The 26,667-nt window shown below is 61.1% G+C and carries 22 protein-coding genes; 10 read left to right on the top strand and 12 right to left on the bottom strand.

Annotated features, from left to right (window positions below; translation table 11 throughout):
• Positions 1-8 precede the first annotated feature (8 nt).
• Positions 9-1,496, bottom strand: coding sequence for a mannitol dehydrogenase family protein (locus KHA73_RS16225; RefSeq protein ID WP_234585412.1), 1,488 nt, complete (start codon positions 1,494-1,496; stop codon positions 9-11).
• Positions 1,497-1,804: 308 nt separating this feature from the next.
• On the opposite strand from KHA73_RS16225, the gene uxuA reads away from it, so the two are divergent.
• A complete protein-coding gene (uxuA, locus tag KHA73_RS16220) occupies positions 1,805-2,995 on the top strand; it encodes a mannonate dehydratase (protein WP_234585411.1) in 1,191 nt (396 codons plus the stop codon).
• Positions 2,996-3,018: 23 nt separating this feature from the next.
• Here the strand turns inward: uxuA and yeiP are convergent, their stop codons facing one another.
• Positions 3,019-3,591, bottom strand: coding sequence for an elongation factor P-like protein YeiP (yeiP, locus tag KHA73_RS16215; RefSeq protein ID WP_234585409.1), 573 nt, complete (start codon positions 3,589-3,591; stop codon positions 3,019-3,021).
• A 141-nt stretch (positions 3,592-3,732) separates the two neighbouring features.
• On the bottom strand, positions 3,733-4,977 hold the full coding sequence (gene mtr, locus KHA73_RS16210) for a tryptophan permease (protein ID WP_234585408.1): 1,245 nt from the start codon (positions 4,975-4,977) through the stop codon (positions 3,733-3,735).
• Between the two features lie 272 nt (positions 4,978-5,249).
• Here mtr and KHA73_RS16205 point away from each other — a divergent pair, with 272 nt between their 5' ends.
• Positions 5,250-5,504 carry a YkgJ family cysteine cluster protein gene (locus KHA73_RS16205; RefSeq protein WP_234585407.1) on the top strand — a complete coding sequence of 85 codons (255 nt, stop codon included), beginning with the start codon at positions 5,250-5,252 and terminating at the stop codon, positions 5,502-5,504.
• On the opposite strand, the gene KHA73_RS16200 is transcribed toward KHA73_RS16205, so the two are convergent.
• The 4 genes from KHA73_RS16200 to KHA73_RS16185 all read right to left on the bottom strand — a co-directional run bounded on the left by KHA73_RS16200 (position 5,501) and on the right by KHA73_RS16185 (position 11,160).
• On the bottom strand, positions 5,501-6,679 hold the full coding sequence (locus KHA73_RS16200; protein ID WP_234585406.1) for a sugar efflux transporter: 1,179 nt from the start codon (positions 6,677-6,679) through the stop codon (positions 5,501-5,503). The genes KHA73_RS16205 and KHA73_RS16200 overlap by 4 nt on opposite strands.
• Positions 6,680-6,848: 169 nt before the next feature.
• On the bottom strand, positions 6,849-9,326 hold the full coding sequence (gene torA / locus KHA73_RS16195; protein ID WP_234585405.1) for a trimethylamine-N-oxide reductase TorA: 2,478 nt from the start codon (positions 9,324-9,326) through the stop codon (positions 6,849-6,851).
• A gap of 12 nt (positions 9,327-9,338) precedes the next feature.
• Complete coding sequence (locus KHA73_RS16190) at positions 9,339-10,499, bottom strand: NapC/NirT family cytochrome c (protein ID WP_234585404.1); 1,161 nt, start codon at positions 10,497-10,499, stop codon at positions 9,339-9,341.
• A 238-nt stretch (positions 10,500-10,737) separates the two neighbouring features.
• Positions 10,738-11,160 carry a nucleotide triphosphate diphosphatase NUDT15 gene (locus KHA73_RS16185; protein WP_234585403.1) on the bottom strand — a complete coding sequence of 141 codons (423 nt, stop codon included), beginning with the start codon at positions 11,158-11,160 and terminating at the stop codon, positions 10,738-10,740.
• 248 nt (positions 11,161-11,408) lie between these two features.
• Here KHA73_RS16185 and fruB point away from each other — a divergent pair, with 248 nt between their 5' ends.
• Genes fruB through fruA form a run of 3 tightly spaced genes read left to right on the top strand, consistent with a single transcriptional unit; the run spans position 11,409 to position 15,181 of the window.
• Complete coding sequence (gene fruB / locus KHA73_RS16180) at positions 11,409-12,542, top strand: fused PTS fructose transporter subunit IIA/HPr protein (protein ID WP_234585402.1); 1,134 nt, start codon at positions 11,409-11,411, stop codon at positions 12,540-12,542.
• Complete coding sequence (gene fruK, locus KHA73_RS16175; protein ID WP_061795875.1) at positions 12,539-13,480, top strand: 1-phosphofructokinase; 942 nt, start codon at positions 12,539-12,541, stop codon at positions 13,478-13,480. Before fruB ends, fruK begins: the two co-directional genes overlap by 4 nt.
• Positions 13,481-13,492: 12 nt before the next feature.
• Positions 13,493-15,181, top strand: coding sequence for a PTS fructose transporter subunit IIBC (gene fruA, locus KHA73_RS16170; protein ID WP_234585401.1), 1,689 nt, complete (start codon positions 13,493-13,495; stop codon positions 15,179-15,181).
• Between the two features lie 426 nt (positions 15,182-15,607).
• Here the strand turns inward: fruA and nfo are convergent, their stop codons facing one another.
• Entirely contained in the window at positions 15,608-16,447 is an 840-nt protein-coding gene (gene nfo, locus KHA73_RS16165; RefSeq protein ID WP_234585400.1) for a deoxyribonuclease IV, read from the bottom strand.
• Positions 16,448-16,544: 97 nt separating this feature from the next.
• Positions 16,545-17,621 carry a YeiH family putative sulfate export transporter gene (locus tag KHA73_RS16160; protein WP_234585399.1) on the bottom strand — a complete coding sequence of 359 codons (1,077 nt, stop codon included), beginning with the start codon at positions 17,619-17,621 and terminating at the stop codon, positions 16,545-16,547.
• A 229-nt stretch (positions 17,622-17,850) separates the two neighbouring features.
• On the opposite strand from KHA73_RS16160, the gene KHA73_RS16155 reads away from it, so the two are divergent.
• The 3 genes from KHA73_RS16155 to KHA73_RS16145 all read left to right on the top strand — a co-directional run bounded on the left by KHA73_RS16155 (position 17,851) and on the right by KHA73_RS16145 (position 20,741).
• Positions 17,851-18,048 carry a hypothetical protein gene (locus KHA73_RS16155; RefSeq protein WP_234585397.1) on the top strand — a complete coding sequence of 66 codons (198 nt, stop codon included), beginning with the start codon at positions 17,851-17,853 and terminating at the stop codon, positions 18,046-18,048.
• 131 nt (positions 18,049-18,179) lie between these two features.
• Positions 18,180-19,046, top strand: coding sequence for a DNA-binding transcriptional regulator YeiE (yieE, locus tag KHA73_RS16150; RefSeq protein ID WP_234585395.1), 867 nt, complete (start codon positions 18,180-18,182; stop codon positions 19,044-19,046).
• 213 nt (positions 19,047-19,259) lie between these two features.
• Positions 19,260-20,741 (top strand): amino acid permease, encoded by a 1,482-nt coding sequence (locus KHA73_RS16145; protein ID WP_234585394.1) that lies wholly within the window; start codon positions 19,260-19,262, stop codon positions 20,739-20,741.
• Between the two features lie 42 nt (positions 20,742-20,783).
• Here the strand turns inward: KHA73_RS16145 and KHA73_RS16140 are convergent, their stop codons facing one another.
• Entirely contained in the window at positions 20,784-21,890 is a 1,107-nt protein-coding gene (locus KHA73_RS16140) for a GGDEF domain-containing protein (RefSeq protein ID WP_234585393.1), read from the bottom strand.
• A 382-nt stretch (positions 21,891-22,272) separates the two neighbouring features.
• On the opposite strand from KHA73_RS16140, the gene KHA73_RS16135 reads away from it, so the two are divergent.
• Together KHA73_RS16135 and KHA73_RS16130 are read left to right on the top strand one after the other, a co-directional pair.
• Entirely contained in the window at positions 22,273-23,355 is a 1,083-nt protein-coding gene (locus tag KHA73_RS16135; RefSeq protein WP_234585392.1) for a FecCD family ABC transporter permease, read from the top strand.
• Complete coding sequence (locus KHA73_RS16130) at positions 23,352-24,140, top strand: ABC transporter ATP-binding protein (protein ID WP_234585390.1); 789 nt, start codon at positions 23,352-23,354, stop codon at positions 24,138-24,140. The genes KHA73_RS16135 and KHA73_RS16130 overlap by 4 nt, the downstream gene beginning before the upstream one ends.
• Before the next feature lie 66 nt (positions 24,141-24,206).
• Here the strand turns inward: KHA73_RS16130 and KHA73_RS16125 are convergent, their stop codons facing one another.
• Complete coding sequence (locus tag KHA73_RS16125; RefSeq protein WP_234585388.1) at positions 24,207-24,446, bottom strand: DUF2542 family protein; 240 nt, start codon at positions 24,444-24,446, stop codon at positions 24,207-24,209.
• 84 nt (positions 24,447-24,530) lie between these two features.
• Positions 24,531-26,525, bottom strand: coding sequence for a ligand-gated channel protein (locus KHA73_RS16120; RefSeq protein WP_234585386.1), 1,995 nt, complete (start codon positions 26,523-26,525; stop codon positions 24,531-24,533).
• Positions 26,526-26,667 lie beyond the last annotated feature (142 nt).

Genomic DNA, 26,667 nt, shown 5'->3' with positions numbered 1-26,667 from the left:
GGCTATCCTCAGGCCGATATCCGCCGTTCCACCACCCACTCTTTTATCGTCTGGCGCGCGCCGCGATCGCGCAGCGACAGATAAGCGCGGGTCACCGCCGCGACAAAGGCCTCATCAGCCGGCAACTGCTCGCCGAAAACCGACGTAAGCCGCAGCAGCGCCAGCACACGCTGCTGATTATCCGGCGTGCGCTCGGCCTGCTGCTGCAAAATCGGCAGCAGCGGATCGCGGATGTCGATCCGCTGTCCGGCGTCGTCCACGCCGCCGACGTAGCGCATCCAGCCTGCGACCCCCAGCGCCAGGCCGGCATAATCGCCGCCGTGCTGCAGGTGCCAGCGAATGGAGTCCAGCATGCGCTGCGGCAGCTTCTGCGTGCCGTCCATGGCGATTTGCCAGGTGCGATGCTGCAACGCCGGGTTGCTGTAACGGGCGATCAGCTCGGCGGCGTAGGCCGCCAGATCGATGCCGCTAACGCTCAGGGTCGGCGCCTGTTCGTTCAGCATCAGATGGTGCGCGGCGCGGCGGTAATATTCATCTTCCATGCACTCGTTGACGTACTGATAGCCCGCCAGGTAGCCGAGATAGGCCAAAAACGAGTGGCTGCCGTTCAGCATGCGCAGCTTCATTTGCTCGAAGGGCAACACGTTGTCTACCAGCTGCACGCCGGCCAGCTCCCATGCCGGGCGGCCGGCGGCGAAATTATCCTCTACCACCCACTGGATAAAGGGCTCGCAGGCGATGGCGCATTCGTCGCGCACGCCGCCCAGCGCGGCGGCGATCTCATCCAGCGTTTGCGGCGTGGCCGCCGGCACGATGCGGTCCACCATGGTGCTGGGGAAGGTCACCGTGCGCGCGATCCACTCGGCGAGGGCGGGATCGCGCGCCTGAGCCAGATCGAGCACCGCGCTGCGCAGCACGTGGCCGTTTTCCGGAATATTGTCGCAGGAGAGCAGGGTGAACGCAGGCAGCGCGCGCACGCGCCGCCGCTGCAGCGCTTCCACCAGAATGCCCGGCACGGTTGTCGGTTGCTGCGGGTTGGCCAGATCGGCGCCGATCCCCGGGTGTTGCAGATCTAACCGGCCGCTGCCGGGCTCGATACAGTAACCTTTTTCGGTGATGGTCATCGACACGATCGCTACCTGGGGTTCCGCCAGTTTCTCCAGCACCGCTTCGATGCCTTCCAGCTTGCGGTGCAGGCTCTCATGCACCGCGCCGACGATAATGGCCTGATCCCCGCCGGCCCCTTTCTCCAGCACGCTGTACAGATGCTCCTGCCGGCGCAGTGCCTCAAACAGCGGCACGCCGCCGGACAGGCTGATTTCGCAAATCCCCCAGTCGCCGCCCTGGCGATTCAGCACCCGGTCGGTCAGCAGCGCCTGGTGGGCGCGGTGAAAAGCGCCGAAACCGAGATGGACTATACGGCTGCGCAGGGCGCGGCGGTCATACTGCGGCCGTTGAACGGCGGCCGGCAGCGGTGAGTTGGCGATCGTGTTCATGCATGGCTCCCAAAACGGGGAAAGCGGCTGGCTGGCAACTTTCGATAAGTTAGCAGACCAGTTTTTCCCGTTGTAAACAACGATGGCGGCGTGATGCGCCTGAAAAAGTAATAGCCCCCAGTGTAGAGCGGCTGGCGTATCAATGAAATTGGTCAGTCCAAAATAAGCCAGATCCGTGAAGTGGATCAACCAATGACGCTTTCGCTTTTGACAGCGCAGGGCGAAAGGGTAAGGTAAAGGTAAGTGATATCTCTCTTAAATTGGTATAACAGAATCGCAAGTCTTGGCGATGTGAACAAGGATACATAATGGAACAAACATGGCGTTGGTATGGGCCGAAAGATCCCGTCTCTCTGGACGACGTGCGCCAGGCCGGGGCAACCGGGGTGGTGACGGCGCTGCACCATATTCCGAATGGCGAAGTCTGGCCGATAGATGAGATCCGCGCGCGCCAGGCGCTGCTGGCGGAGAAGGGGTTGGTGTGGTCGGTGGTTGAAAGCGTCCCGGTGCACGAAGAGATCAAGACCCACAGCGGCAACTGGCAGCGGCATATTGCCAATTACCAGCAGTCGCTGCGTAATCTGGCGGCCTGCGGCATCGACACCGTGTGCTACAACTTCATGCCGATCCTCGACTGGACGCGCACCGATCTGGAGTACCTGCTGCCGGACGGCTCAAAGGCGCTGCGTTTCGATCAGATAGCCTTCGCCGCCTTCGACCTGCATATCCTGCAGCGCGCCGGGGCCGAACGGGATTATACGGCGGAGGAGCAAAGCCAGGCCGCGGCGCGCTTTGCCGCCATGAGCGAGACGGAGAAAGCCAAACTGACCGGCAACATCATCGCCGGGCTGCCGGGGGCGGAAGAGGGCTATACGCTGGATCAGTTCCGTGCGCGCCTGGCGGAGTACGACGCCATCGACAAAGCGCAGCTGCGTGAAAATATGGCGGTATTTCTACGGGCCATCGTACCGGTGGCGGAGGAGGCCGGCGTGCGGTTGGCGGTGCATCCGGACGATCCGCCGCGGCCAATCCTTGGCCTGCCGCGCATTGTCTCCACCATTGAAGACATGCACTGGCTGAAGCAGACCGTCGACAGCATCCACAACGGCTTCACCATGTGCACCGGCTCTTACGGCGTGCGCGCCGACAACGACCTGGTGCGGATGATAGAAACCTTCGGCGATCGCATTCATTTCACCCACCTGCGCGCCACCTGCCGGGAGGAAAACCCGAAAAGCTTCCACGAAGGCGCGCACCTGCAGGGCGATGTGGACATGGTGGCGGTGATTGAGGCGATTTTGACCGAAGAGCAGCGCCGCCTGCGGGCGGGCGACGCCAGGCCGATCCCGATGCGCCCCGATCATGGGCACCAGATGCTGGACGATCTGAAGAAGAAGACCAACCCGGGCTATTCGGCGATTGGCCGCCTGAAGGGCCTGGCGGAACTGCGTGGGGTTGAGTTGGCGTTGAAACGACGCTTCTTCCCGGAACTGCCGTAACGGGAAGAAGCAAGCAAGATAACTTATTCAGCCCGGCTCATGTAGCGGCGTTCGGCGATATGTATACGGATCTTGTCACCGGCGCTCAGGTACTCCGGCACCTGAATGGTCAGGCCGGTCGCCATGGTGGCCGGCTTGTTGCGGGCGCTGGCGGAGGCGCCCTTAATGCCCGGCGCGGTCTCGACGATTTCCATATCCACGGTTTGCGGCAGCTCCAGCGCCAGCACCTGGCCTTCCAGCGTCAACACCTGCATGCCCGGCAGGCCGGCTTCCGGGATAAACAACAGTTCGTCTTCGATCTGGTCTTTCTTGAAGATGTACGGGGTGTAATCTTCGTCATCCATGAACACGTACTCTTCGCCGTCGATGTAGGAGAAGTTCACCTTGCGGCGCGACAGGGTGATGGTGTCCAGAATATCGTCGCCCTTAAAACGCTCTTCCACTTTCAGCCCGGTGCGGACGTCGGAAAAACGCATTTTGTATAAGGTGCTGGCGCCGCGCGCGCTTGGGCTCTGTACATCGATATCTTTCACCAGCAGCAGTTTGCCGTTGTAGCTGATCGCCATACCGCGCTTAATTTCGTTAGCTCTTGCCATATAAAGTCATCCGCAATGAAGAGGTTTTGAGAAGTTGCGACAAGTTACTCGCGCCGCCGATTTCAGGCAAGAGCCCGGTGTAAAAACAGTGCGGGAAAGGCGTAAAAACGGGGAGGGCGTGCGCCTTCCCCGTTGGCGGAACTATTGGAATACCGGCAGCAGGCCGAACAGCGACAGCAGGTGCGCGGCGGCGTTGATCAGGCCGAACAGAATAATGAACAGGATCATACCGCGGCCGCCGGGCGCCCGATAGCTTGCCTGCGGGAAGCGGCGGCGGCTGGCGCGCGCCATCATCGCCGGCACGATCACCGCCCAGACGGTGGCCGCCAGACCGGCGAAGCCGATGGCGTAGAGGAAGCCGTTCGGGAACAGCAGCGCGGCCAGCGTTGGCGGCGCGAAAGTCACCAGCGCGGTTTTGCTGCGGCCGACGGCGTCGTCGCTGAATTTAAAGAAGTCCGCCAGATAGTCGAACAGCCCCAGCGACACGCCGAGGAACGAGCTGGCCAGCGCCATATAAGAGAAGGCGTTCAACAGTTGGCCGACGGTTTGGCCGCTGGAGACGTTGCCCATCTGTTTCAGCAGGCTGCCGATGTTGCCGCCCTCGGCAATCACCTGCTTGAAGGCGTCGCGCGCGATATTGCCCTGGATCACATACTGCCACAGGATGTAGATCGCCAGCGCCAGCAGGGTGCCGTACACCAGGCTGCGCACCACCGCGCCGCTGTCCTTGTGGTAATACTTCACCAACCCGGGGATGTTGCCGTGGTAGCCGAACGAGGTCAGCAGGTACGGCAGCGCCGCCAGCGCATAGGGCAGGTAGCTGGCGTCGCTGTCGCCGCGGTTGAACAGCACCGCAGGCTGCACGTGGGTGAACATGTCGCCCACCGACATCACAAAGGTGATCACCATACCGCCGATCAGGATGGTGCTGAGGCGATCGACCGCGCGGGTGGACAACCAGACGATAAACGCCACCAGGATGGCGAACACCAGCCCGGCGGTGCTTTGGCCGACGCCGACGATGCCTTCCAGCGTGTGGGCGATAATCGAACCGCCGGCGGAAATATAGGCATAGGTCAGAATATACAGCACGAACGCAATCGAGATGCCGTTGATGGCGTTCCAGCCCTTGCCCAGCAGCTCCTTGACGATGGTGTGGAAGCTGGCGCCGCTCGGGTAGTGGAGGGTGGCTTCGAGGATCATCAGGCCGGAGATCAGCATGCAGGCCCAGGTATAAACCAACAACGCGACGGAACCGCTGAACCAGACGCCGGAAGTGACGATCGGAATGGAGAACATGCCGGCGCCAACGGCGGTACCGGCAATGATCATCGCGCCGCCGAATACGGAAGGGCGAGCCGGCTTCTGAAGGGTGTCCGTGGACATTTTTGCTCCTGGTGGGCTAAGTTCTTTTGTACTAGCTTAATGGTACAGGCGCAAATGGTGCATGTAAAGAAGGGAATGGGCTTGTTTCATGCATGGAATCCCGGTAATGGGCTTGTTTTGAACGTTTTAGCGCCATCGGATAACCGTTTATCGCACGGGAGGAAAAACGGTGGGTGTAAAGATTGGCGGGAAAGCGGGATTGTTCTGGCGGCGAATCATGGCTGCTGATATTGTCGCGCTTCACTTCCGCCAGCCCACCAGGAGCCGCGCTGATGGACTGCCGTACCGACTGTGGCGCCTGCTGTATCGCGCCGTCAATATCCAGCCCGATCCCCGGCATGCCCAATGGCAAGCCCGCCAATACCCGCTGCATTCATCTGGATGAGCAGCTGCGCTGCGGCCTGTTTCATTCGCCGCTGCGGCCGAGAGTGTGCGGCAGCCTGCAGGCCAGCCGCGAAATGTGCCACGATCACCGCGACCAGGCGTTAATCTACCTGGCTAAGCTGGAAGCGGACACCGCGCCCTAAGCGTCTTTCAGCTTCCACAGGCACAGCACCGCGCCGGCCACCATCGCCAGCGCGGAATAAAACACCGCGTGATAGTTCCAGATCTCCGCCACCGTGCCGGCGATAGAGCCGGCGATGATCCAGCCCACCCGGATGGTGTTGGTGAACAGCGTAGTGGCCGCGCCGGCCTGGCCGGGCATCAAATCCTGGAAATACAGCATGCCAATGCCCGCCAACACGCCGATAAATACCGCGTTAAGCAGCTGTAGCGCAATCAGCTGCCAGCTGCCGGTGATAAACAGCAGGCCGATATAGAACAGCAGCCCGGCGCCGACCGCGCCGCGCATCAGAAAACGCTTGCCGAAGCGCTTCGCCACCAGGCCGGCGAGCAGCATGGTCGGGATCTCCAGCCCGGCGGCGGTGCCCATCAGTATGCCGGTCAGCCGTTCCGGCAGCTGCAGCTCGTGCACCATATACAGCGGCATGTTGATCAGATACATGCTGTTGGCGGTCCACATCAGGGTGCAGGCGGCAAACAGCAGCAGCGCATCGCGGCGATTCTGCCGCGGGGCTTCCAGCGTTGCGCCGCCTACCGCTGCGGCTTTCGGCATCGAAGGCAGCAGCTTCCACACCAGCGCGCCGCACAGCACGAAGGCCGCCGCTCCCGCCAGATACATCACCTTGAAACCGAACCCCAGCGCCAGCGCAAAAGCGATTGGCGGGCCGATCACCCAGGCCAGCGACACCTGCGCGCGCATGATGGAGGTGAACATCACCGCCTCGCGCCCGGTGCGGTCGGCATGCTCCCGCGCCAGCGCGAACATTTGCGGGTTGGCGGTGGAGCCGAAGCTGGTCAACAACACGCCGACCGCCAGCAGCAGGTAATAGTTGCGGTTCCAGGCGAACAGCGCGAAGCCCAGTGCGCCGAGCATGCAGCAGAAGAAGATCAGCGACTTGCGGTCGCCTCTTTTATCCGAACGGCTGGCGAGAAACTGGCTGACCAGAATGCCGATCACCGCGCTGCCGGTGAAAAACAGCCCGACCATCGCGGGGCGCACGTTGACCTCCGTCGCCAGGAACAGGCTCAGCGTTGGCGTCTGTAACGCACCGGCGATGCCGGTAAGGAACGCCGCCGCCAAAAAGGCCAGCGAAGTGAAGTCGGGTGAGCGGCGCGTTACCGCGGTTGAAGTCGGCATAGGGTCATTAAACAGTCGGGGAAGGGAAGGTCACGCGCATAATACGCCCGTTCTTTAAAAAAAAACAAAAAACAAAAGGGAAAAAAACAAAAAACGGTTTCAATTTGTTTAAGCGCCACGCGCAGGGGGAAAGAGGGGGCGGCGGTTTCACCGCCCCCGGTTGGCGCGATTAGGCGCCGGCCGGCACCGCATGCGCGGTATTTTTCAGCGCTTCACCACGGTATTTTTCGATCTGCAGCTGCGCCATCTGCCCGCAGTTGCCCTGCGCCAGGCTGGACGAGCCTACGTCGAAGGTCAGGCAGTTGACGTTGCCGTTTTTGCACAGCGAGCCGGGCTGCGCCGGATCGGCCGGATCGAACCAGGCGCCTTCGCTGATGCGCACCACGCCGGGGCGCACGTCTTCGCTGACCACCGCCCCGACCAGGATCTGGCCGCGATCGTTGAACGCCCGCACCAGATCGCCGCTGGCGATGCCGCGCGGCTGCGCATCTTGCGGATGAATGACGATCGCCTCGCGATCCGCCACCGCGTATTTCTGCCGCAGCGGCGTGTTGTCGAGCTGCGAGTGCAGCCGGTTGATCGGGTGCGCGGTATTGAGCGACAGCGGATATTTGGCCGCCTCCGGCCCGCGATACCATTCGTGCGGCGGCATCCAGGTCGGGATGCCGGGGCAATCCCGGTAGTTCATCTTGGCGATGGCGTCGGAATAGATCTCGATTTTACCGGACGGCGTGCCCAGCGGGTTCAGCAGCGGGTTCTCGCGATAGTCGGCGAAGCGCACCCACTGTTTGTTGGCCTCCGGCACCGGGAAGCGGATGTAGTTGTTGGCGCGCCAGAACATGTCGAACGGCGGCAGGGCCACCCGGGCGCCGCGCGCCTGGGTTTTCATGTCGTCGTACATGCCTTTCAGCCACTGGGTTTCATCCTTGCCCTCGGTAAAGGCGTCCTGCACGCCGAGCCTGGCCGCCATGGCGGAGAAAATGTCGAAATCGCTGCGCGACTCATGCTGCGGCGGCACGCACTGGTGCATCGGGAACACGTACAGCTGCGAGTAGTCGCCGCCCATCTCCAGATCGTTGCGCTCATAGCTGGTGGTGGCCGGCAGCACGATATCGGCATGTTTGGCGGTGGCGGTCCAGTAGGGTTCGTTGACCACTATGGTCTCCGGCCGCTGCCAGGCCTTGACCAGGTTGTTGGTGTCCTGGTGCTGGTGGAAGGTATTGCCACCCGCGACATACACCATTTTCACTTCCGGGTAGGTGACCTGCGCGCCGTTGAAGTTGATGGTTTTGCCCGGATTGCTCAGGCATTCGGCGATGCGCGCCACCGGGATTGGCGTTGGCGAGTTCTTCGGCGCATTGCCGGCGGAGATGCCGCCGATGATGCCGCCCTTGGCGGTCGGGCTGCCGCCGGAGGAGTAGTGATAGCTGAAGCCGAAGCCGCCGCCCGGCAGGCCAACCTGGCCGAGCATCGCCGCCACCGTGACCAGCAGCCAGTGCTGCTGCTCGCCGTGGTGCTGGCGCTGGATGCCCCAACCGCCCATGATCATGGTGCGGTGCTTCGCCATGTCGCGCGCCAGCTGGCGCAGCGCCTCGGCGTCGACGCCGCTGATATCGGCCGCCCATTCGGCGGTCTTCGGCGTGCCGTCGCTCTCGCCCAGCAGATAGGCCTGGAATTTGTCGAAGCCGACGGTATAGGTTTTCAGGAAGTCCGGGTTATGCAGCTTTTCGGTCAGCAGCGTATGGGCGATGCCGATCAGCATGGCGCCGTCGGTATAAGGGCGCGGGGCTATCCATTGCGCGCCGAGAAATTTGGCGCTGTCGTTATGCACCGGATCGATGCTGATCACCCGGGTGCCTTTGTTCTTCAACGCCTCGAAGCCGGTCTGGCCGACGTGGTCCGGTACGTTCCAGCTGTTTTTCAACGTGATCATCGGGTTGCAGCCCCACAGGATCACCAGCTGGCTGTTTGCGACCACGTTGGGCCAGGCGGTCTGCTGTTCGTAGACCTCCATCGAGCCGACCACGTGCGACATGATCACCTGCGCTGCGCCGGTGGAGTAGTCGCCGGCATAGCCGAGGAAGCCCCCGGTCAGGTTCATCAGGCGTTGCAGCAGCGTGCGGCTGTTGTGCAGCATGCCGACGCTCTTCCAGCCGTAAGAACCGGCATAGATCGACTGCGGCCCGTGGTCCTTCTGCAGCCGGGTGATTTCATTGCATACCAGCTCGATGGCTTTGTCCCAGCTGACGCGCACCCATTCGTCGCGGCCGCGCAGTTCGGTGCGGCTGCCGGGGCCGCCTTCCAGCCAGCTCTTGCGCACCATCGGGTATTTGACGCGGTTTTCGGCGTGCACCTGATACGGCGCCATGGCGATCAGCTCATTCGGGTAAGGATCGTCTTTGACCGGCTGCACGCCGACCATTTTGCCGTCCTGGACGATGGCCTCGAAGGCGCCCCAGTGCGCGCCGGTCAGAATGCCTTTCTGCGCCTGGCGCAGCGCCACAAACTGCGGCAGCGCTTCGCTGATGGCCTGCGCCAGCGCCGATCGCGGCCACAGGCCGGCAAGCAGCGGAGCGGCGGCCAGCGCGGTTGCGCCGGCCAGGAAGCGGCGGCGGCTGATGTTTAACGGTGATTGATGGTTGCTCATTGCGCTTCTCCCTTAAAGCCTGGCCGGTGCCGCGGATGGCATATCGCTGGCGTGTTTTTGCACGTACTGGGTCAGCACGCGCAGCTGTTCCTGCGTCAGCGAGGTGCGCGGCGCCATGCCTTTAATCACGCCGATCCACTGGTTGGCGTTGAAACGATCGAGCGCGGTCAGCCCGTGGCAGCCGGTGCAGTTGGCCGACATCATGTCCGCCGCGTAGCGCCAGATTTTCTGTTGGTCGTCGATCAGCTGCTTGCGCGGCAGCCAGACCTGCAGGGCCACCTGATGCCATACCAGCCCGGTTTCCGCATCGGTCAGGGTGTCGCCGGTTTTGAGCCGTTTGCGCGCCTCTTCGCCCAGCAGCACGCTGAGAATGCGTTTGCCCTGGGCGGCGTAAAACACTTCACTGACCCCGTCCTGCTGCCAGCCGGCGACGGTGGCCAGCACCTTTTCGCCATCCTGTTTCACCACCTGAACCTCGGTGGACGGCATCAGGTTGCCGGCATTATGGCTGTCATCGGCGTTGAGGAAGAACGGCTCGGTGGCGATGGTATAGAGCGTGGTGGCGTTAGGGGCGGTCTGCGCCGCGGCCTTCGCCAGTTCGGCGGCGCCGGCCTGGGTTTCGCCGCTCATGTCCGGCAGGATATGGGCCACGCCCTTGTGGCAATCGATGCAGGTTTCGCCCTGCTTGATGGCCACCGGATGCTGCAGGCGCGCTTCCGGGCGCTGCGCCGTGATGTCCATGGCGTCAAAGCTGTGGCATGAACGACAGGTGGCGGAGTCGCTTTCTTTCAGGGTTTTCCACACCGATTGCGCCATCGCCAGTTTGTGCGCCTCGTATTTTTCCGGCGTATCCAGGGTGCCGACCGCTTCGCCATAAATGTCTTTTACCGCACGGATCTTGGTCCACAGGTAATCGAGCGGCTCATGCGGCACGTGGCAGTCGGCGCATTCGGCGCGAATGCCCTTGGTGTTTTGGAAGTGAACGCTGCCCTGGTATTCAGCCAACGGCTGTTGCATGGTGTGGCAGGAAACGCAGAAGGCGGTGTCGCTGGTTTTATGGAAGACGGTGGCGGTGCCGGCCAACAGCGCCGCGCCGAGGATAATCCCTGACAACAAAAGCCACAGCCATCCCCACCGACGCTTTTTAACGAAGCCAGTCAGTTTTTTGCTCATGGTAAACCCGCTTATAATTATGAATTTGAAGTAAAATTTTGCCAAAAGTCACCGACTGGAGGCCAGAATGCCATGTCGATTGCAGGGGTAATGATAAAAGACGGTTAACCCCATAGAGTTATCCGTAGTCAAAAAAATGGGTTATATCGAAAAAAATAGCGTTATATTCTATTTTATATAGCGAAGCGTGCGATAGAGGCCGCAAGCGCGCAAAGGAGAGCGGGCGCTTGCGGCAGGTTCAGGCTGTCGGCAGATAGGTTTGGCCGCTCAGCCACAGCTGGATGGCGTTGCGGCTGGCTTCGAAATGCGGTTCCGGCAGGGCATGCGGTGAACACCAGCGCCATTCGGCGCATTTCTCCGGCTCTTTCCGTTCAGCCTCACCCCCAGGGTGCCGCACCCACAGACAGATCGATACCGTATGTTTGCCTTCGGCGCGCCAGGTTTGCAGATTATTGCTGACGCCAATAAAGCTTGGCTGTTCGATAAGCAATCCGGTTTCTTCGGCGATTTCGCGCTGCGCGCACTGCTCGAAGGTTTCGCCGGCATCCAGATGCCCGCCGGGAATCGACCAAAAGGGGGCATGCTCGCCGCAGCGCTTGCCCAGTAAAATATTCCCCTGCGGGTTAACGATAATCACCCCCACGCCGGTGGCTACGTTCATGCATTTCTCCGTCAGCAAAGTTTCAGCACAGTATGTCATTTTGCGCCTGGCGCGGCGAACGCTGCGATTAAAGTGTGCGTAAGTTCAAAAAACTGTAATGGCGCAAGGGAGAAAACTTGCTTTCGGCTCCCGTTGCTCACACACTCCTTGAAACGTTTCAGCGTTATCGTCGGCATGTTTAGGCCGTGGGTAACGCTCCTTTTTCTCAATGAAGCTGAAACGATTCAATTCAGCAGGAGAGGAGAATCATGTTCCAGTTGTCACCGCAAGACATTCACCTGGGCGCCGCCGCCGGCGACAAACAGGAGGCCATCCGCCAGGTGGCCGCCGCGCTTACCGGGGCCGGCTGCGTTAGCGCCGCCTACGTGGACGGCATGCTGCAGCGCGAGCTGCAAACCTCCACCTATCTGGGCAATGGCATCGCCATTCCGCACGGCACCACAGATACCCGCGATCTGGTGCTGAACACCGGCGTGCAGGTGTTCCAGTTCCCGCAGGGCATCGAATGGGGCGAAGGCCAGACCGCCTATGTGGTGATCGGCATCGCCGCCCGCTCAGACGAGCATTTGGCGCTGCTGCGCCAGTTGACCCACGTACTGAGCGACGACAGCGTCGCCGAGCAGTTGGCGAAAACCGACTCCGCGCAAGAGCTGCGCAGCCTGCTGATGGGCGAGAAAAAGTCGGCTGAATTCCAGTTTGACGTTTCCCTGATTGCGCTCGACGTCGCCGCCGACAGCCTGATGACGCTGCAGGCGCTGAACGCCGGCCGTCTGCAGAAGATCGGCGCGGTCAACGCGCAGTTCGTCAGCGATGCCATTACCCGCAGGCCGCTGAATCTGGGGCAGGGCATTTGGCTGAGCGACAGCACCGAAGGCAACCTGGCCAGCGCGGCCACCGTCAGCCGCCCGGCGCAGGCGTTCGACGAAGACGGCGAGAAAGTGGCGCTGCTGCTGACGCTGTCCGTCACCGATCCGCAGCCGCTGGCGGTGCTGAACTACCTCGGCGATCTGCTGTTGGCCAATAAAGCTGAACGGCTGCTGAACGCCGACGCCGCGACCCTGCTGGCGCTGCTGACCAGCGACGTGGCGGAAGAAAGCGCCACGCTGAGCGCCGAATATGTGATCCGCAACGAACACGGCCTGCATGCCCGCCCGGGCACCGCGCTGGTTAACGTGATCAAGCAATTTAGCAGTGACATTACCGTCACCAACCTGGACGGCAGCGGCAAACCGGCCAACGGGCGCAGCCTGATGAAGGTGGTGGCGTTGGGCGTGAAGAAAGGGCATCGCCTGCGCTTTACCGCGAATGGAGAAGATGCTGAAGCCGCGCTGAAGGCGATCGGCGAAGCAATTACTGAAGGTCTGGGCGAGGGCGCAGCATGAGCAGAAGAGTAGCAACTATTACCTTGAACCCGGCTTACGATCTGGTGGGCTTTTGCCCGGAGATCGAACGCGGGGAAGTCAACCGGGTGAAAACCGCCGGCCTGCACGCCGCCGGCAAAGGGATTAACGTCGCCAAAGTGTTGAAGGATTTGGGCATCGACGTCACCGTCGGCGGTTTTCTGGGCAAAGACAACCAGGACGGCTTCCAGTTGCTGTTCAGCGATCTGGGCATCGCCAACCGCTTCCAGGTGGTGCCGGGCCGTACCCGCATCAACGTCAAGCTGACCGAAAAAGACGGCGAAGTGACCGATTTCAACTTTTCGGGCTTTGAGGTGACGCCGCAGGACTGGGAGCGTTTCGTCAATGATTCCCTGAGCTGGCTGGGCCAGTTCGACATGGTGGCGGTCAGCGGTAGCCTGCCGGCCGGCGTCGATCCCGACGCCTTTACCGACTGGATGATCCGGCTGCGCGCGCAGTGCCCATGCATTATTTTCGACAGCAGCCGCGAGGCGCTGGTCGCCGGGCTGAAAGCGGCGCCATGGCTGGTGAAGCCGAACCGCCGCGAGCTGGAAATTTGGGCGGGGCGCCCGCTGCCGCAGCTGGCGGACGTGGTGGAAGCCGCGCATGCGCTGCGCGATCAGGGCATCGCCCACGTGGTGATATCTCTCGGCGCCGAGGGCGCGCTGTGGGTGAACGCCTCCGGCGCCTGGATCGCCAAACCGCCATCCTGCGAGGTGGTCAGCACCGTGGGCGCCGGCGATTCGATGGTCGGCGGCCTGATTTACGGCCTGCTGATGCGCGAGTCCAGTGAACATACCTTGCGTTTGGCCACCGCCGTGGCCGCGCTGGCGGTAAGCCAGAGCAACGTCGGCGTGACCGATCGTCCCCAGTTGGCCGCGATGATGGCGCGCGTCGACCTGAAACCTTTCAACCCATAAGCAGGAGGCAGAATGAAAACGCTGCTGATGATAGACAGTTCGCTGGGGCAGGCCCGCAGCCACCTGGCGAAACGCATGCTGGAAGCCGCCGCGGCCAAAACCGGCCTGACGCTGGTGGCGTCGCCGGCGGATGCCGAACTGGTGGTGGTGGCGGGGCAGGCTGCGCCCGCCGACGCCGCGCTGAACGGTAAATTGGTTTATGTTGGCGAAGTTGAACACGCGGTGCGCGAGCCGGAAGCCTTCCTGGCGCAGGCTAAAAGCGCCGCTCAGCTTTACCGGACGCCGGCTGCTGCGGCCGTGCCGGTAAACGCCGCCGGGCAAAAGCGCATCGTGGCGATCACCGCCTGCCCAACCGGGGTGGCGCACACCTTTATGGCGGCAGAAGCCATTGAAAGTGAAGCCAAAAAACGTGGCTGGTGGGTGAAGGTGGAAACCCGCGGCTCAGTGGGCGCCGGCAATGCCATCACGCCGGAAGAAGTGGCGGCGGCCGATTTGGTAATGGTGGCTGCGGACATCGAAGTGGATCTGGACAAGTTTGCCGGTAAGCCGATGTACCGCACGTCGACCGGGTTGGCGCTGAAGAAAACTGCGCAGGAGCTGGACAAGGCGCTGGCCGAAGCTGAAGTCTTTCAGCCGCAAAAAAGCGGCGGTGCGGCCCCTGCAGGGAAAAAGAAAGAGGGCAACGGCCCTTATCGCCACCTGCTGACCGGCGTGTCCTACATGCTGCCGATGGTGGTGGCCGGCGGCCTGTGCATCGCGCTGTCGTTCGTGTTCGGCATCAAGGCGTTTGAAGAGAAAGGCACCCTGGCGGCGGCGCTGATGCAGATCGGCGGCGGCTCGGCGTTTGCGCTGATGGTGCCGGTATTGGCCGGTTTTATCGCCTTCTCGATCGCCGATCGTCCGGGCCTGACGCCGGGCCTGATCGGCGGCATGCTGGCGGTCAGCACCGGGGCTGGCTTCCTCGGCGGCATCATCGCCGGTTTCCTGGCGGGCTATGTCGCCAGGGCGATCAGCGGCAAGCTGCATCTGCCGCAGAGCATGGAGGCGCTGAAGCCGATTCTGATCATTCCGCTGGTGGCCAGCCTGATCACCGGCCTGATCATGATTTACGTGGTCGGCACGCCGGTGGCGAAAATCATGGAAGGCCTGACCCATTGGCTGCAGTCGCTGGGTACCGCCAATGCGGTGCTGCTGGGGGCTATCCTGGGCGCAATGATGTGTACCGACATGGGTGGCCCGGTCAATAAGGCGGCTTACGCCTTCGGCGTGGCGCTGCTGAGTTCGTCGGTGTATGCGCCTATGGCGGCGATTATGGCCGCGGGCATGGTGCCGCCGCTGGCGATGGGGCTGGCGACGCTGCTGGCGCGCCGCAAGTTCCAGAAATCCGAGCAAGAAGGCGGTAAAGCGGCGCTGGTGCTGGGTCTGTGCTTTATTTCTGAGGGCGCTATCCCGTTTGCCGCCCGCGACCCGATGCGCGTGCTGCCATGCTGCATCGCCGGCGGGGCGCTGACCGGCGCGCTGTCGATGGCGTTCGGCGCCAAGCTGATGGCGCCGCACGGCGGGCTGTTTGTGCTGCTGATCCCGGGCGCCATCACGCCGGTGCTGCTGTATCTGGTGGCGATCGCCGCCGGTACGCTGCTGGCGGGCGTGGCTTACGCCTTGCTGAAACGTGCCGAGGCGCCGGTGGCCACTGCTGCTTAAGGCGGCGCAAGCGATATAAAAAAACCGGAGCTCAGGCTCTAATGCTTGTCAGTTAGCGTTTTTCTGCGGGCGTTCGTGAAGTTTTCGGTCAATAAAGGTGAGATGCACCATGAGACTCACGCGCCTCGACCGAGCAAGGGACCGTAGGCGCGGTCCCTTGCAACCCCCGCCCTTGCCCAATCAGACGGTTGGCGGCCCCGAAGGGGCGAGGCCCAGGACGGGCCGAGTAATTCCCGCAGGACAGACGGTGTTAAGCGAGGGCGCGGGGGGAGGGGCCGCGCCTTCGGCCCCTCCAATTGCCGTTCATTGCGGTAGCAGAGAAATGCAGGGTATTTACGGCAATTCCTCCTGCACGGAGCAAACAGAGATTGGATAAAAAAATGCCAGTCAGGCTTAACTGACCGGCATTACGCGAATGAGCGGGCTTTACTGCTGCGCCTTCAGCCAGGCGATTTCTTCCGCCCAGATATCCGGGTTCACCGTTTCGAGGATCAGCGGAATATTGTCGAAGCGCGGATCGCGCATGATGTAGCTGAACACCGTTTTGCCGATGTTGCCTTCGCCCAGGCTGTGGTGGCGGTCGACGCGGCTGTTGAACTCGCTTTTGGCGTCGTTCAGGTGCATGCCGCGCAGGTAGTTGAAACCGACGATATCGCCCAGCTGCTTAAAGGTTTGTTCGCAGTTTTCTTCGGTACGCAGATCGTAACCGGCGGCAAAGGCGTGGCAGGTGTCGATGCAAACGCCAACGCGGCTTTTGTCTTCCACGCCGTCGATGATCGCCGCCAGGTGCTCGAATTTGAACCCCAGATTGCTGCCCTGGCCGGCGGTGTTTTCGATCACTGCCGTTACGCCCTCGGTTTTATCCAACACGATATTGATCGATTCGGCGATGCGCGCCAGGCATTTATCTTCCTCTATCTGCAGCAGATGGCTGCCCGGGTGGAAGTTGAGCAGCGTGAGCCCCAGCTGTTCACAGCGCTGCATTTCATCAAGGAAAGCGTCGCGCGATTTTTCCAGCGCTTCGGCCACCGGGTGGCCCAGGTTGATCAGGTAGCTGTCGTGCGGCAGGATCTGCCCCGGCCCGAAGCCGTACTGGGCGCAGGCGCTCTTGAATTTATCAATCACGTCGGCGGGCAGCGGCGCGGCCTTCCATTGACGCTGATTTTTGGTGAACAGGGCGAATGCGGTCGCCTCTAATTCGTGCGCGCGGATAACCGCCTGATCCACGCCGCCTGACGCGCTGACATGTGCACCGACAAACTTCATTTTCATTCTCCTGTGTTATCGGCGTCATTATGGCATTGATGGCGGGCAGATTGAATGGCGGAAAAAAATGGCCCGCCGGAGCGGGCCGCAGGGAGGATTAAAACAGGTGTTGCACCAGTTGGTTAATCGCGGCGCCGCCGACGATCAGCCAGACGAACAGCAGGGTGGCCAGCAGAATCGGTTTTACCCCAGCCTGACGCACCGCGCTGATGTGGGTGGTCAGCCCCAGCGCCGCCATCGCCATCGCCAGCATCCAGGTGTCGGCGGTAATCAGGTGCCGCACCAGCGTCGCCGGCAGCAGGTTGAACGAGTTCAGCCCGGCGACGCCAATGAACAGCACGGCGAACCACGGAATGGTGATGGCGGATTTGTCCGCCTTGCTCGCTGCACCGCCGCGGCTGATGTAGCCGGAAATCAGCAACAGGAAGGGCGCCAGCATCATCACGCGGATCATTTTGGCGATCACTGCGGCGTTCTCGGCGTCCGGCCCGATGGCGTGCCCGGCGGCCACTACCTGCGCCACCTCGTGAATGGTGGAACCGGCGTAAATACCAAAGCTTTCCTGGCTGAACGGCATCCACTGGAAATGCGCATTCAGCTGATACAGCCAGGGGTAGGCGAAGATCGCCAGCGTGCCGAACACCACCACGGTGGCCACTGCTACCGCCACTTTGCTGGAGTCCGCTTTCAGCACCGGTTCGGTCGCCATCACCGCCGCCGCGCCGCAGATGCTGCTGCCGGCGCCGATCAGCATTGCGGTCTGGCTGTCGATGCCGAACACTTTCTTGCCCAGCCAGCAAGCCAGCAGGAAGGTGGTGGTCAGCGTCAGCGCGTCGATAACGATGCCGGTGGCGCCGACGTCGGCGATTTGCTGAAAGGTCAGCCGGAAGCCGTAAAGGATGATCCCCAGGCGCAGCAGACGCTGCTTGGCTAACTGCACTCCGCTGTGGCAGCTGGGCTGCAGCCAGGGATAAAGCGTGTTGCCCACCAGAATGCCGAACAGGATCGCCAGCGTCAGCGCCCCCAGCCCCAATCCCGCCACCCGGGGAATATTGCCGGCCCAGATGGCTAACGCGGTCAGCGCGCCGGTCAGCAGCAGCCCCGGCACCAGCCTCGGCAGGCCAAACAGGGGGTATCGCCGTTCCGGGAAGGTGTGTGTGGTATCAGTCGCCATAGAGTCAGTCCTTCATCAAATTTCTTGCTGACAGACTACGTTTTCGCGGCATAAAAGAGAAATTGATTATATATTTATAACCTATCTGAATAAGTGGTATTAAGGGCGCATGAAAGGTGCTGGCTTAAACCGGCATCGGGGCTATGTTGAAAGGGCGCTGGATGAAGCTTCAGGTTCAGCGAGCAGGCGGAGCTATCCGCTAATTTCCCAAAGCGAGCAGGAGTCACTGATGGATACCGATGACCAAGGTAGAGAGCTGATAGATTTGGAGCTGGGGCGTGCGGTGAGGCTGCTGATTGAAGAGAACAAGGCGATCGGGCGCGATGCCATCGCCGCGGCGCTGAAGCTGAAACAGCGGGACGAGGCGGGCACCCCGCTGGAACCGGTGCTGGCTCAGGCGGCGCACCTGGTTGAATTAGGCAAGTAATCGGCGGCGTCGCATGCCGGATCCTGCAGATGTGGTAATCTTATAAGGCGCCGCCGGATGAATGGCGGCGCGAATTTTGCAATCATTTCAGTGGCTTTTCCAATGCGCCACCCTTTAACACCGAGACGGCTATGCATATCACCCTGCGTCAACTGGAAGTTTTCACCGAAGTGCTGAAAAGCGGTTCGACCACTCAGGCCTCGGTGGTGCTGGCGCTGTCGCAATCGGCGGTCAGCGCGGCGTTGGCGGATTTGGAGGGTCAACTGGGCGTCCAACTGTTCGACCGCGTCGGCAAGCGGCTGGTGATCAACGAACACGGCCGGTTGCTGTATCCCAAAGCTCTGTCGTTGCTCGAGCAGGCGGGGGAAATTGAGCAACTGTTCCGCCACGACGGCGGCGCGCTGCGCATCGCCGCCAGCAGCACCATCGGCAACTATATGCTGCCGGAGATGATCGCCCGCTACAGGCAGAGTTTTCCGGACACGCCGCTGGAGCTGAACGTCGGCAACAGCCAGGACGTGATCGTGGCGGTGGCGGATTTCCGCGTCGATCTGGGGCTGATCGAAGGGCCATGCCATATGCCGGAGCTGGTGACTCAGCCCTGGCAGGAAGATGAACTGGTGGTGTTCGCCGCGCCGGATAACCCGTTGGCGCAGCAGCCGCTGACGCTGGCGGCGTTGGCCAATGCGCCCTGGATCCTGCGCGAGCGCGGTTCGGGCACCCGCGAAGTGCTGGACCACTTGCTGCTGGCCCATCTGCCGCATTTCCAGCTGGTGATGGAGCTGGGCAACTCGGAGGCCATCAAGCACGCGGTGCGCCACGGCATTGGCATCAGCTGCCTGTCGCGGCGGGTGGTGGGCGAGCAGTTGGCCAGCGGCGCGCTGGTGGAGCTGAAGGTGCCGCTGCCGCCGCTGATGCGTACCCTGTATCTGATTCACCACCGGCAGAAACACATCTCCAACGCGCTGCAGCGTTTCCTCAGCTACTGCACGCTGTAATTCTTCACTACGCAAATCTCGCCTCCGCGCAGGAAAAATAAGCATAAAAACCTGCGCCTTGTCACATTAATGACAGTAAGTAAGGCTAACTGGCCCGCTGCTAATAATTGCCGCTGAGTTATGAAGCTATCTTATATCAGTGCAATGTTGCTAGTTCATCGGTGGGTATTTGTTACAATCCGCCCTCATTTTTGACGAGCAGATAGGGTAAGAATGGCTCAGCAGGATATAAAAACATCGGGGCAGCAAGCACCCGGATTGCGCCGCGAGCTGAAAGCCCGGCATTTAACCATGATCGCCATTGGCGGTTCCATCGGCACCGGCCTGTTTGTCGCCTCGGGCGCTACGGTTTCTCAGGCCGGCCCAGGCGGGGCATTGCTGTCCTACGCCCTGATCGGTTTGATGGTGTACTTCCTGATGACCAGCCTCGGCGAACTGGCGGCCTTTATGCCGGTGTCCGGTTCATTCTCCACCTACGGCGCCAAATACGTGGAAGAGGGCTTCGGCTTCGCGCTGGGCTGGAACTACTGGTACAACTGGGCGGTTACCATCGCCGTTGACCTGGTGGCTTCGCAGCTGGTGATGACCTATTGGTTCCCCGATACGCCGGGCTGGATCTGGAGCGCGCTGTTCCTCGGCCTGATGTTCCTGCTTAACTACATTTCGGTTAAAGGCTTCGGCGAAGCGGAATACTGGTTCTCGCTGATCAAGGTGACCACGGTCATTATCTTTATCGGCATCGGCGTGCTGATGATCTTCGGCATTCTGAAGGGCGGCGAGCATGCCGGCTGGCAGAACTGGACGGTAGGGGATGCGCCCTTCGCTGGCGGTTTCTCGGCGATGATAGGCGTGGCGATGATCGTCGGCTTCTCATTCCAGGGCACCGAGCTTATCGGCATCGCCGCCGGCGAGTCGGAAAACCCGGGCAAAAACATTCCGCGCGCGGTGCGTCAGGTGTTTTGGCGTATCTTGCTGTTCTATATCTTCGCCATCCTGATCATCAGCCTGATCATTCCTTATACCGATCCGAGCCTGTTGCGCAACGACGTTAAAGACATCAGCGTCAGCCCGTTCACCCTGGTGTTCCAGCATGCCGGCCTGCTGTCGGCGGCGGCGGTGATGAACGCGGTGATCCTGACCGCGGTGCTGTCCGCCGGCAACTCTGGCATGTACGCTTCAACCCGCATGCTGTTTACCCTGGCTTCGGAAGGCAAGGCGCCGCGCATCTTCGCCAAACTGTCGAAAGGCGGCGTGCCGCGCAATGCGCTCTATGCCACTACGCTGGTGGCGGGCCTGTGCTTCCTGAGCTCCATGTTCGGCAATCAGTCAGTCTACCTGTGGCTGTTGAACACCTCGGGCATGACCGGCTTTATCGCCTGGCTGGGTATCGCCATCAGCCATTACCGCTTCCGCCGCGGCTACATGCTGCAGGGGCGCGACTTGAACGATCTGCCGTATCGCTCCGGCTTCTTCCCGCTGGGGCCGATCTTCGCCTTCGTACTCTGCCTGATCATCACGCTGGGGCAAAACTACCAGGCGTTCCTGCAAGACAAAATCGACTGGTACGGCGTGACCGCGACCTATATCGGCATTCCGCTGTTCCTGATCATCTGGTTCGGCTACAAGCTGACGCGCGGCACACGTGTCGTGAAGTACAGCGAAATGGAATTCCCGAAGATGGACGTCAATAAATAATCCACGCGGCGCAACGCGGCGGGCTACCGCCGCGTTGCTTCTTTAATAATTATTGCCGCTTTTTGCCTCCGCCAGCGCCTGCTGCGCCGCCGCCATCAAATCGTCCACCGCTGCGTAATCCTGCGTCAGCGCCAGCACGCCGGCCTTAAGCTGCATCTTCACTTCGCCGAAAGCGCCAAAGGTATAGGGCGCCTCCAGCGCGGGCATAATGCGCGCCAGAAATTCCCCCTCTGCGCCGTATGGCAGATCGTGCACCAGGATCACAAACTGGCCGCCAAGGTAGCGGCAGACAAAGTCGTTGGGGCGGATCAGCATCCTGAGGCGCTCGCCGACGGTGCGCAGCACGTCATCGCCGATCTGCACGCCGTGGCTCTGATACAGCGCCGCCAGCGGGCCGAACTCGATAATAAACAGATGCGAAAGCGGGTGCAGCGTCGCCGATGGCTGGCAGATATCGCGCATCACCGCTTCGCCGCCGCTGCGGTTCAGAAAGCCGGTGAGCGGATCGCGATGCGCCGCCTGCTGTTTTTCCCAGGCGAGGGTGAGGTTCAGCGCCAATTGCCGGTGATAGACGGCAATCATGCCGTGCGCCAGTAACAGCCACAGCGGCGCGATGTCGGCCAGCAGGAACAGGTTTTGCACGCGCGACAGCGGCGCGGTCAGCAAATAGGGCAAGGTCAGCAGCATGACTTCCAGCAGAGCGAAACGCGGCGCGGCGGCGTGGCGGTGCATCAGCCAGCAGGCCAGGGCGGTAATCACCAGCCCGGCAAACAAAATCAGCACCAGGCGGCCCGACAGCATCGCCAGCAGCGCGCTGACGCCGACCAGCGCCACCCACAGCAGCATCGTCACCGGCATGGCGTTCGGCCAGGGCAGTGGGGGCCGGCGCGCCAGCATGCTGCGGCAGGCGGTCAGCAACAGCAGCGACAGCAACAGCGCCGCGCCGACAAGCATGTGGCTTAGCCAGGCGTAGCCCACCAGCAGCGCGGCCGGGCCGGCGGCGTTCAGCCAGGGCGTATGGGGGGAGGGCGCCAGAGAGCGTCGCATCTGGCGTTTAAACGGGTCGCTATCGGCGTGCCGCGGGCTGTGCAGCAGCCAATTCAGCAGCGCCGGCCTTTTGGGCGTTAACGCGGGGGGTGCACTTCTCATTACTGCCTCGTCAATAAGGCCCCTGTACTCTGGGGCCTGAAAATCAGTCCGCACGCGGAGAACGCCTCGCGGAACGCTTCGGTTTTGGATTCTATGTGGTTTTTCCGGCGTTTGTTACAACCAGGCCGTATCGGGGGGCACTTTCGGAATTATTAACCCTGCGAAACTACATTATTGCGGCCAAGGCGCGCTCTGAATAATAGGTATAAAAAATAATGCGTTACATATTGATATGCTCGCTTACAGCACCCGAGATGATTGATAAGTATTATCGTTTGCTTTATTGTTAGCGGCTGCTTAACGGTTAATGCAGCACACTTTCCAGGTAGAAGCGGCCTTTCGCCTGCCGCTATCGTTATCGTCGTAACAGGTATCCGAAATAATGAGCGTATCCACCGATCCCGTCACCGGCGCCAAGGGGCAACCCGACGCCAACGTCATGGGGCGTTATCAGCATATTTTGCGCCACCGCTTACTGATTATGGGCGTGTTGGCACTGGCGATCCTTGGCTCGCTGCTGCTGGATTTCACCATGGGCCCATCCGGGCTTTCGCTGTCCTCCCTGTGGCAAACGTTGATTGATCCCGCGGCGGCGGACGCCGGCACGCGAGTGATCGTCTGGGATATTCGCTTGCCTTACGCGCTGATGGCGGTGGTGGTAGGCTTTGCGCTTGGCCTGGCCGGCGCCGAAATGCAGACTATCCTCAACAACCCGCTGGCCAGCCCTTTTACCCTGGGCGTATCCTCCGCCGCGGCTTTTGGCGCTGCGCTGGCCATCGTGCTGGGCATCGGCATTCCGGGCATTCCGGACCAATGGTTCATCTCGGCCAACGCCTTTATTTTCGCTTTGTTCGCCGCGCTGATGCTGGACGGCATCACGCGTTGGACGCGGGTGGCCTCCTCCGGGGTGGTGCTGTTCGGCATCGCGCTGGTGTTTACCTTCAACGCGCTGGTGTCGATGATGCAGTTCATCGCCAGCGAAGACACGCTGCAGGGGCTGGTGTTCTGGACCATGGGCAGCCTGGCGCGCGCATCCTGGGATAAACTGGGCATTCTGCTCGGCGTCTTCGCGGTGCTGCTGCCGTTGTCGATGATGAGCTCGTGGAAGCTGACCGCGCTGCGCCTGGGGGAAGACCGGGCGGTGAGTTTCGGCATCGACGTGCGCCGCCTGCGCCTGACCACCTTGCTGCGCATCAGCATTCTCTCCGCGCTGGCGGTGGCCTTTGTCGGCCCCATCGGTTTTATCGGCCTGGTGGCGCCGCATATCGCCCGCATGATTTTTGGTGAAGATCACCGCTTCTATCTGCCGGCCAGCGCCCTGATTGGCGCACTGGTATTGTCGATGGCCTCTGTGGCGTCGAAAAATCTGGTTCCGGGCGTCATCATTCCGGTCGGCATCGTTACCTCGCTGGTGGGCGTGCCGTTCTTCCTGAGCATTATTCTGCGCCACCGGGGGAATGTATGAGCCAGGGTCTGCGTATCGAGCATTTCTCGGCCGGCTACCCTAAGCGCCAGGTTATCCGCGATCTTTCGGTGCCGATGCTGCCGCGCGGCCAGATCACCGTGCTGCTGGGCCCTAACGGCAGCGGCAAATCCACGCTGCTGCGTTCGCTGGCCGGGCTGAATCCGGCGCAGGGCAAGCTGTGGCTGGACGAGGGCGATCTGATGCAGATGCCGTTCGCCCGCCGGGCGGAGAAGGTGGTGTACCTGCCGCAATCGCTGCCCGCCGGGGTGCACCTGCACGTGCTGGAGTCGATCATCGTGGCGCAGCGCGCTTCGGGCGGCCGCAGCAACGCCGGCAGCGAAGCGGAAGTGATGGCTTTGCTGGAGCAACTGGGCATCGCCCATCTGGCCCTGAGCTATCTCGATCAGCTGTCCGGCGGCCAGAAACAGCTGGTGGGTTTGGCGCAGTCGCTGATCCGCCAGCCTTCGCTGCTGCTGCTCGACGAACCCTTGAGCGCGCTGGATCTCAATTACCAGTTCCACGTGATGGATCTGGTACGGCGCGAAACCCGCAGGCGCAATATCGTGACGGTGGTGGTGGTGCATGACATCAACATCGCGCTGCGCCATGGCGACCACGTGCTGATGCTGCAGGATGGCGATGTGATTGCCGACGGCGCGCCGGAACAGGTGATTACGCCGCACAGCCTAGCGCGGGTCTACGGCGTGCGCGGCCGTATCGAGCGCTGCTCGCAGGGCACGCCGCAGGTGCTGATCGACGGTTTGGTTAACCAGCCGGTGATTTGACCGGTTGAACAGGGCGCGGAGCCAGTTGTGGCTCGCGCGCCTTGGCATTAGGTTTACCTATGGCGATCAGCGCCAGAGATACAGGTACAGGATTAATACCCAGCCGGCGATGCCCGCCAAAATATAGAAGATCACGTGAAAGTAGAAGCTGATGGGTTGTTCTGATTTATACGCATACACCCTGACCGCCGAGCCTTTCACCAGGGTATCGACAGCGCCCCTGCGGTAACCCTTCACCCCTTCGCGCATTATCATCAGGCTGGTGAGGGGAATAACAATAATCAGAAATATATCGCCAAAACCCATTGAGCCTTCTCCGCCATTAAAAGAAAAATCCTTCACGCCGGCATGATAAAAGAAAAGGGCGCGCAATGCGCGCCCAGCTTGGCATCAGAAGTTGTAGCTCATGCCGACGGTGTAACGACGGCCGTCCAGCGTGGTGTTGTAATGATCGTAATCCACGATCTTGTCGAGAATGTTGTAAACCCCGCCGGTCAGCTGCAGGTTTTTCGCCGCCTGATAGCTCAGACCGGCGTCGACAAAGGTGTAAGACGGCGTGCTTTTGGACATCGACGATCGGCTCAGGTAGTCCGAGGTTTTGCTGCGGAAGTTGACGCGCGACCACAGGCTCAGATCGTGGGTGGCCTGCCAGTTCAGTACGGTATTTACCATATGTTTCGGCATCTGATTCAGCGGTTTGCCCTGGAAGTCACCGCTTTTCTGCTCTGACGAGGTGAAGGTGTAGTTGGTGTCCCACTTCCAGTCTTTGGCTATCTGCCAGCCGAAGGTGGCTTCTACGCCGCGCATATTGGCCTTGTCGACGTTGATGCGATCGCTGATGAAATAGTAAGGCGTGTTGCCTATCATGCATTGCGCATCGCCATCGCCGCTATCGCAACGGCGTACTTCGGTGATTTTGTCTTTAAAGTCGGTATTGAATAAGGTCACGCCGGCGTTCAGGTTTTTCTGGTTGTCCCACATCACGGCGATCTCTTCGCTCAGGCTCTTTTCTGGCTGCAGATCCGGGTTACCGATAATGATCGACTTGCGTCCGCCACCGGTAATTTGCCCCCAACTGGCGGAGGATTGGCGCAGGTCCGGCGAACGGTAGCCGGCGGAGACGCCGCCTTTTAGCGTCCACTGTTCGGTCAGGTGCCAAACGCCGTACATGCGCGGCGTCCAGTGATTGCCGTAGTTTTGATCCTTATCCATACGGATGCCGGTGGTCAGGCTGAAGTCGTTGGTCAGCGCCCATTCGTCTTCGGCGAACAATGCCCAACTCCAGCGCGTCAATTTGTTCAAACCGTCGGCGGCTTCCAACTGATTGCCCGCATCGCTCAGTTTCTCGTAACGGTACTGTCCGCCGACGTTCAGCATGTGGGAACCCAGCTCGAACTGATTCTGGGTATTGAAGATGGTGTTGTACATCTTCATGTTACGGCCCGGATTGTTGGTTTCTTCACGCTGAATGTAGCTGGTGGAGTTGCCGAAATCGTAGTAGCCGTTGTGGGTCAGGGCATAGTTGGTGCGGGTGTAAAGGCTGTCGCTGTTGCTGTTGGGCGTACACTTCTTATTGCGGCAGTTTTCGGTTGCCATGGATTTGCCCGGGGTGCTGTTGCGATCCTGCAGCGAGCGGCCGACTTCGAAGTCGAATTCGTTTTTCTCGTCCGGGGTCAGCGTGAACACCGCGGTGCCGCTGCGCATACGCTGCTCATTGAAACCGTTAAGAATTTTGTCTTCGGCGCGGCGCGACAGCAGGCCATTGACCCGCAGGCCGAGCAGGCCGTCAATCAGCGGGCCGGAGGCGTAGGCATTGGTCTGGAACAGATCGCCGGAGTCGCGGTTTTCCTGCAGGGTGGCGTCGCCGTGCAGTGAACCTTTCCACTCGCTCTTGGAGGTTTTGCGGGTGATGACGTTGATTACGCCGCCCATGGCGTCGGAGCCATACAGCGATGACATCGGCCCGCGCACCACTTCGATGCGTTCAATGGCTTCCATCGGCGGCAGCCAGCCTTGCTCGATGCCTGAGTTGTCGCTGTTCGGGCGGGTGCCGCGGGTGTCTACCCGCTTGCCGTCCACCAGGATCAGCGTGTATTTGGACGACATGCCGCGAATGCTGATGTCGCTGCTGCTGGCGCCGCCGGTGACCACCACCCCCGGCACGTCTTTCAGTGCGTCGGTGATGTCGCGGTAGGCTTTGTCTTCAATCTGCTGGCGCGGGATCACCGAGATAGAGGCGGCGGAATCCTGGATTTTTTGCTGGAAACCGGAGGCGGTGACGACCATGGTGTCCTGGGCGTCGTTCTGCGGTGCGGCCAGCGCGCCGGTGCTGCTGAATGAGGCGATAATCAATGCGGCGAGTCTGTTATAGCGTGGCTTTTCCATGAGGTAAACCTTTCCTGGTTTAGTGTTGTTTATTAACGTGTTGAAAAATAGGTAAAATAATCCCATGACTGCTGAGGAATGCATCGTTCCGCCAGCGTTGCGTCAGGGTATTGTAAGGATTTCAAAAAAAATGTAAACGCAA

The organism is Serratia entomophila, assembly GCF_021462285.1.
GTDB lineage: Bacteria > Pseudomonadota > Gammaproteobacteria > Enterobacterales > Enterobacteriaceae > Serratia > Serratia entomophila.
Note: the sequence above shows the minus strand (reverse complement) of the source record. Positions and strands in the feature narration are given on the sequence as shown.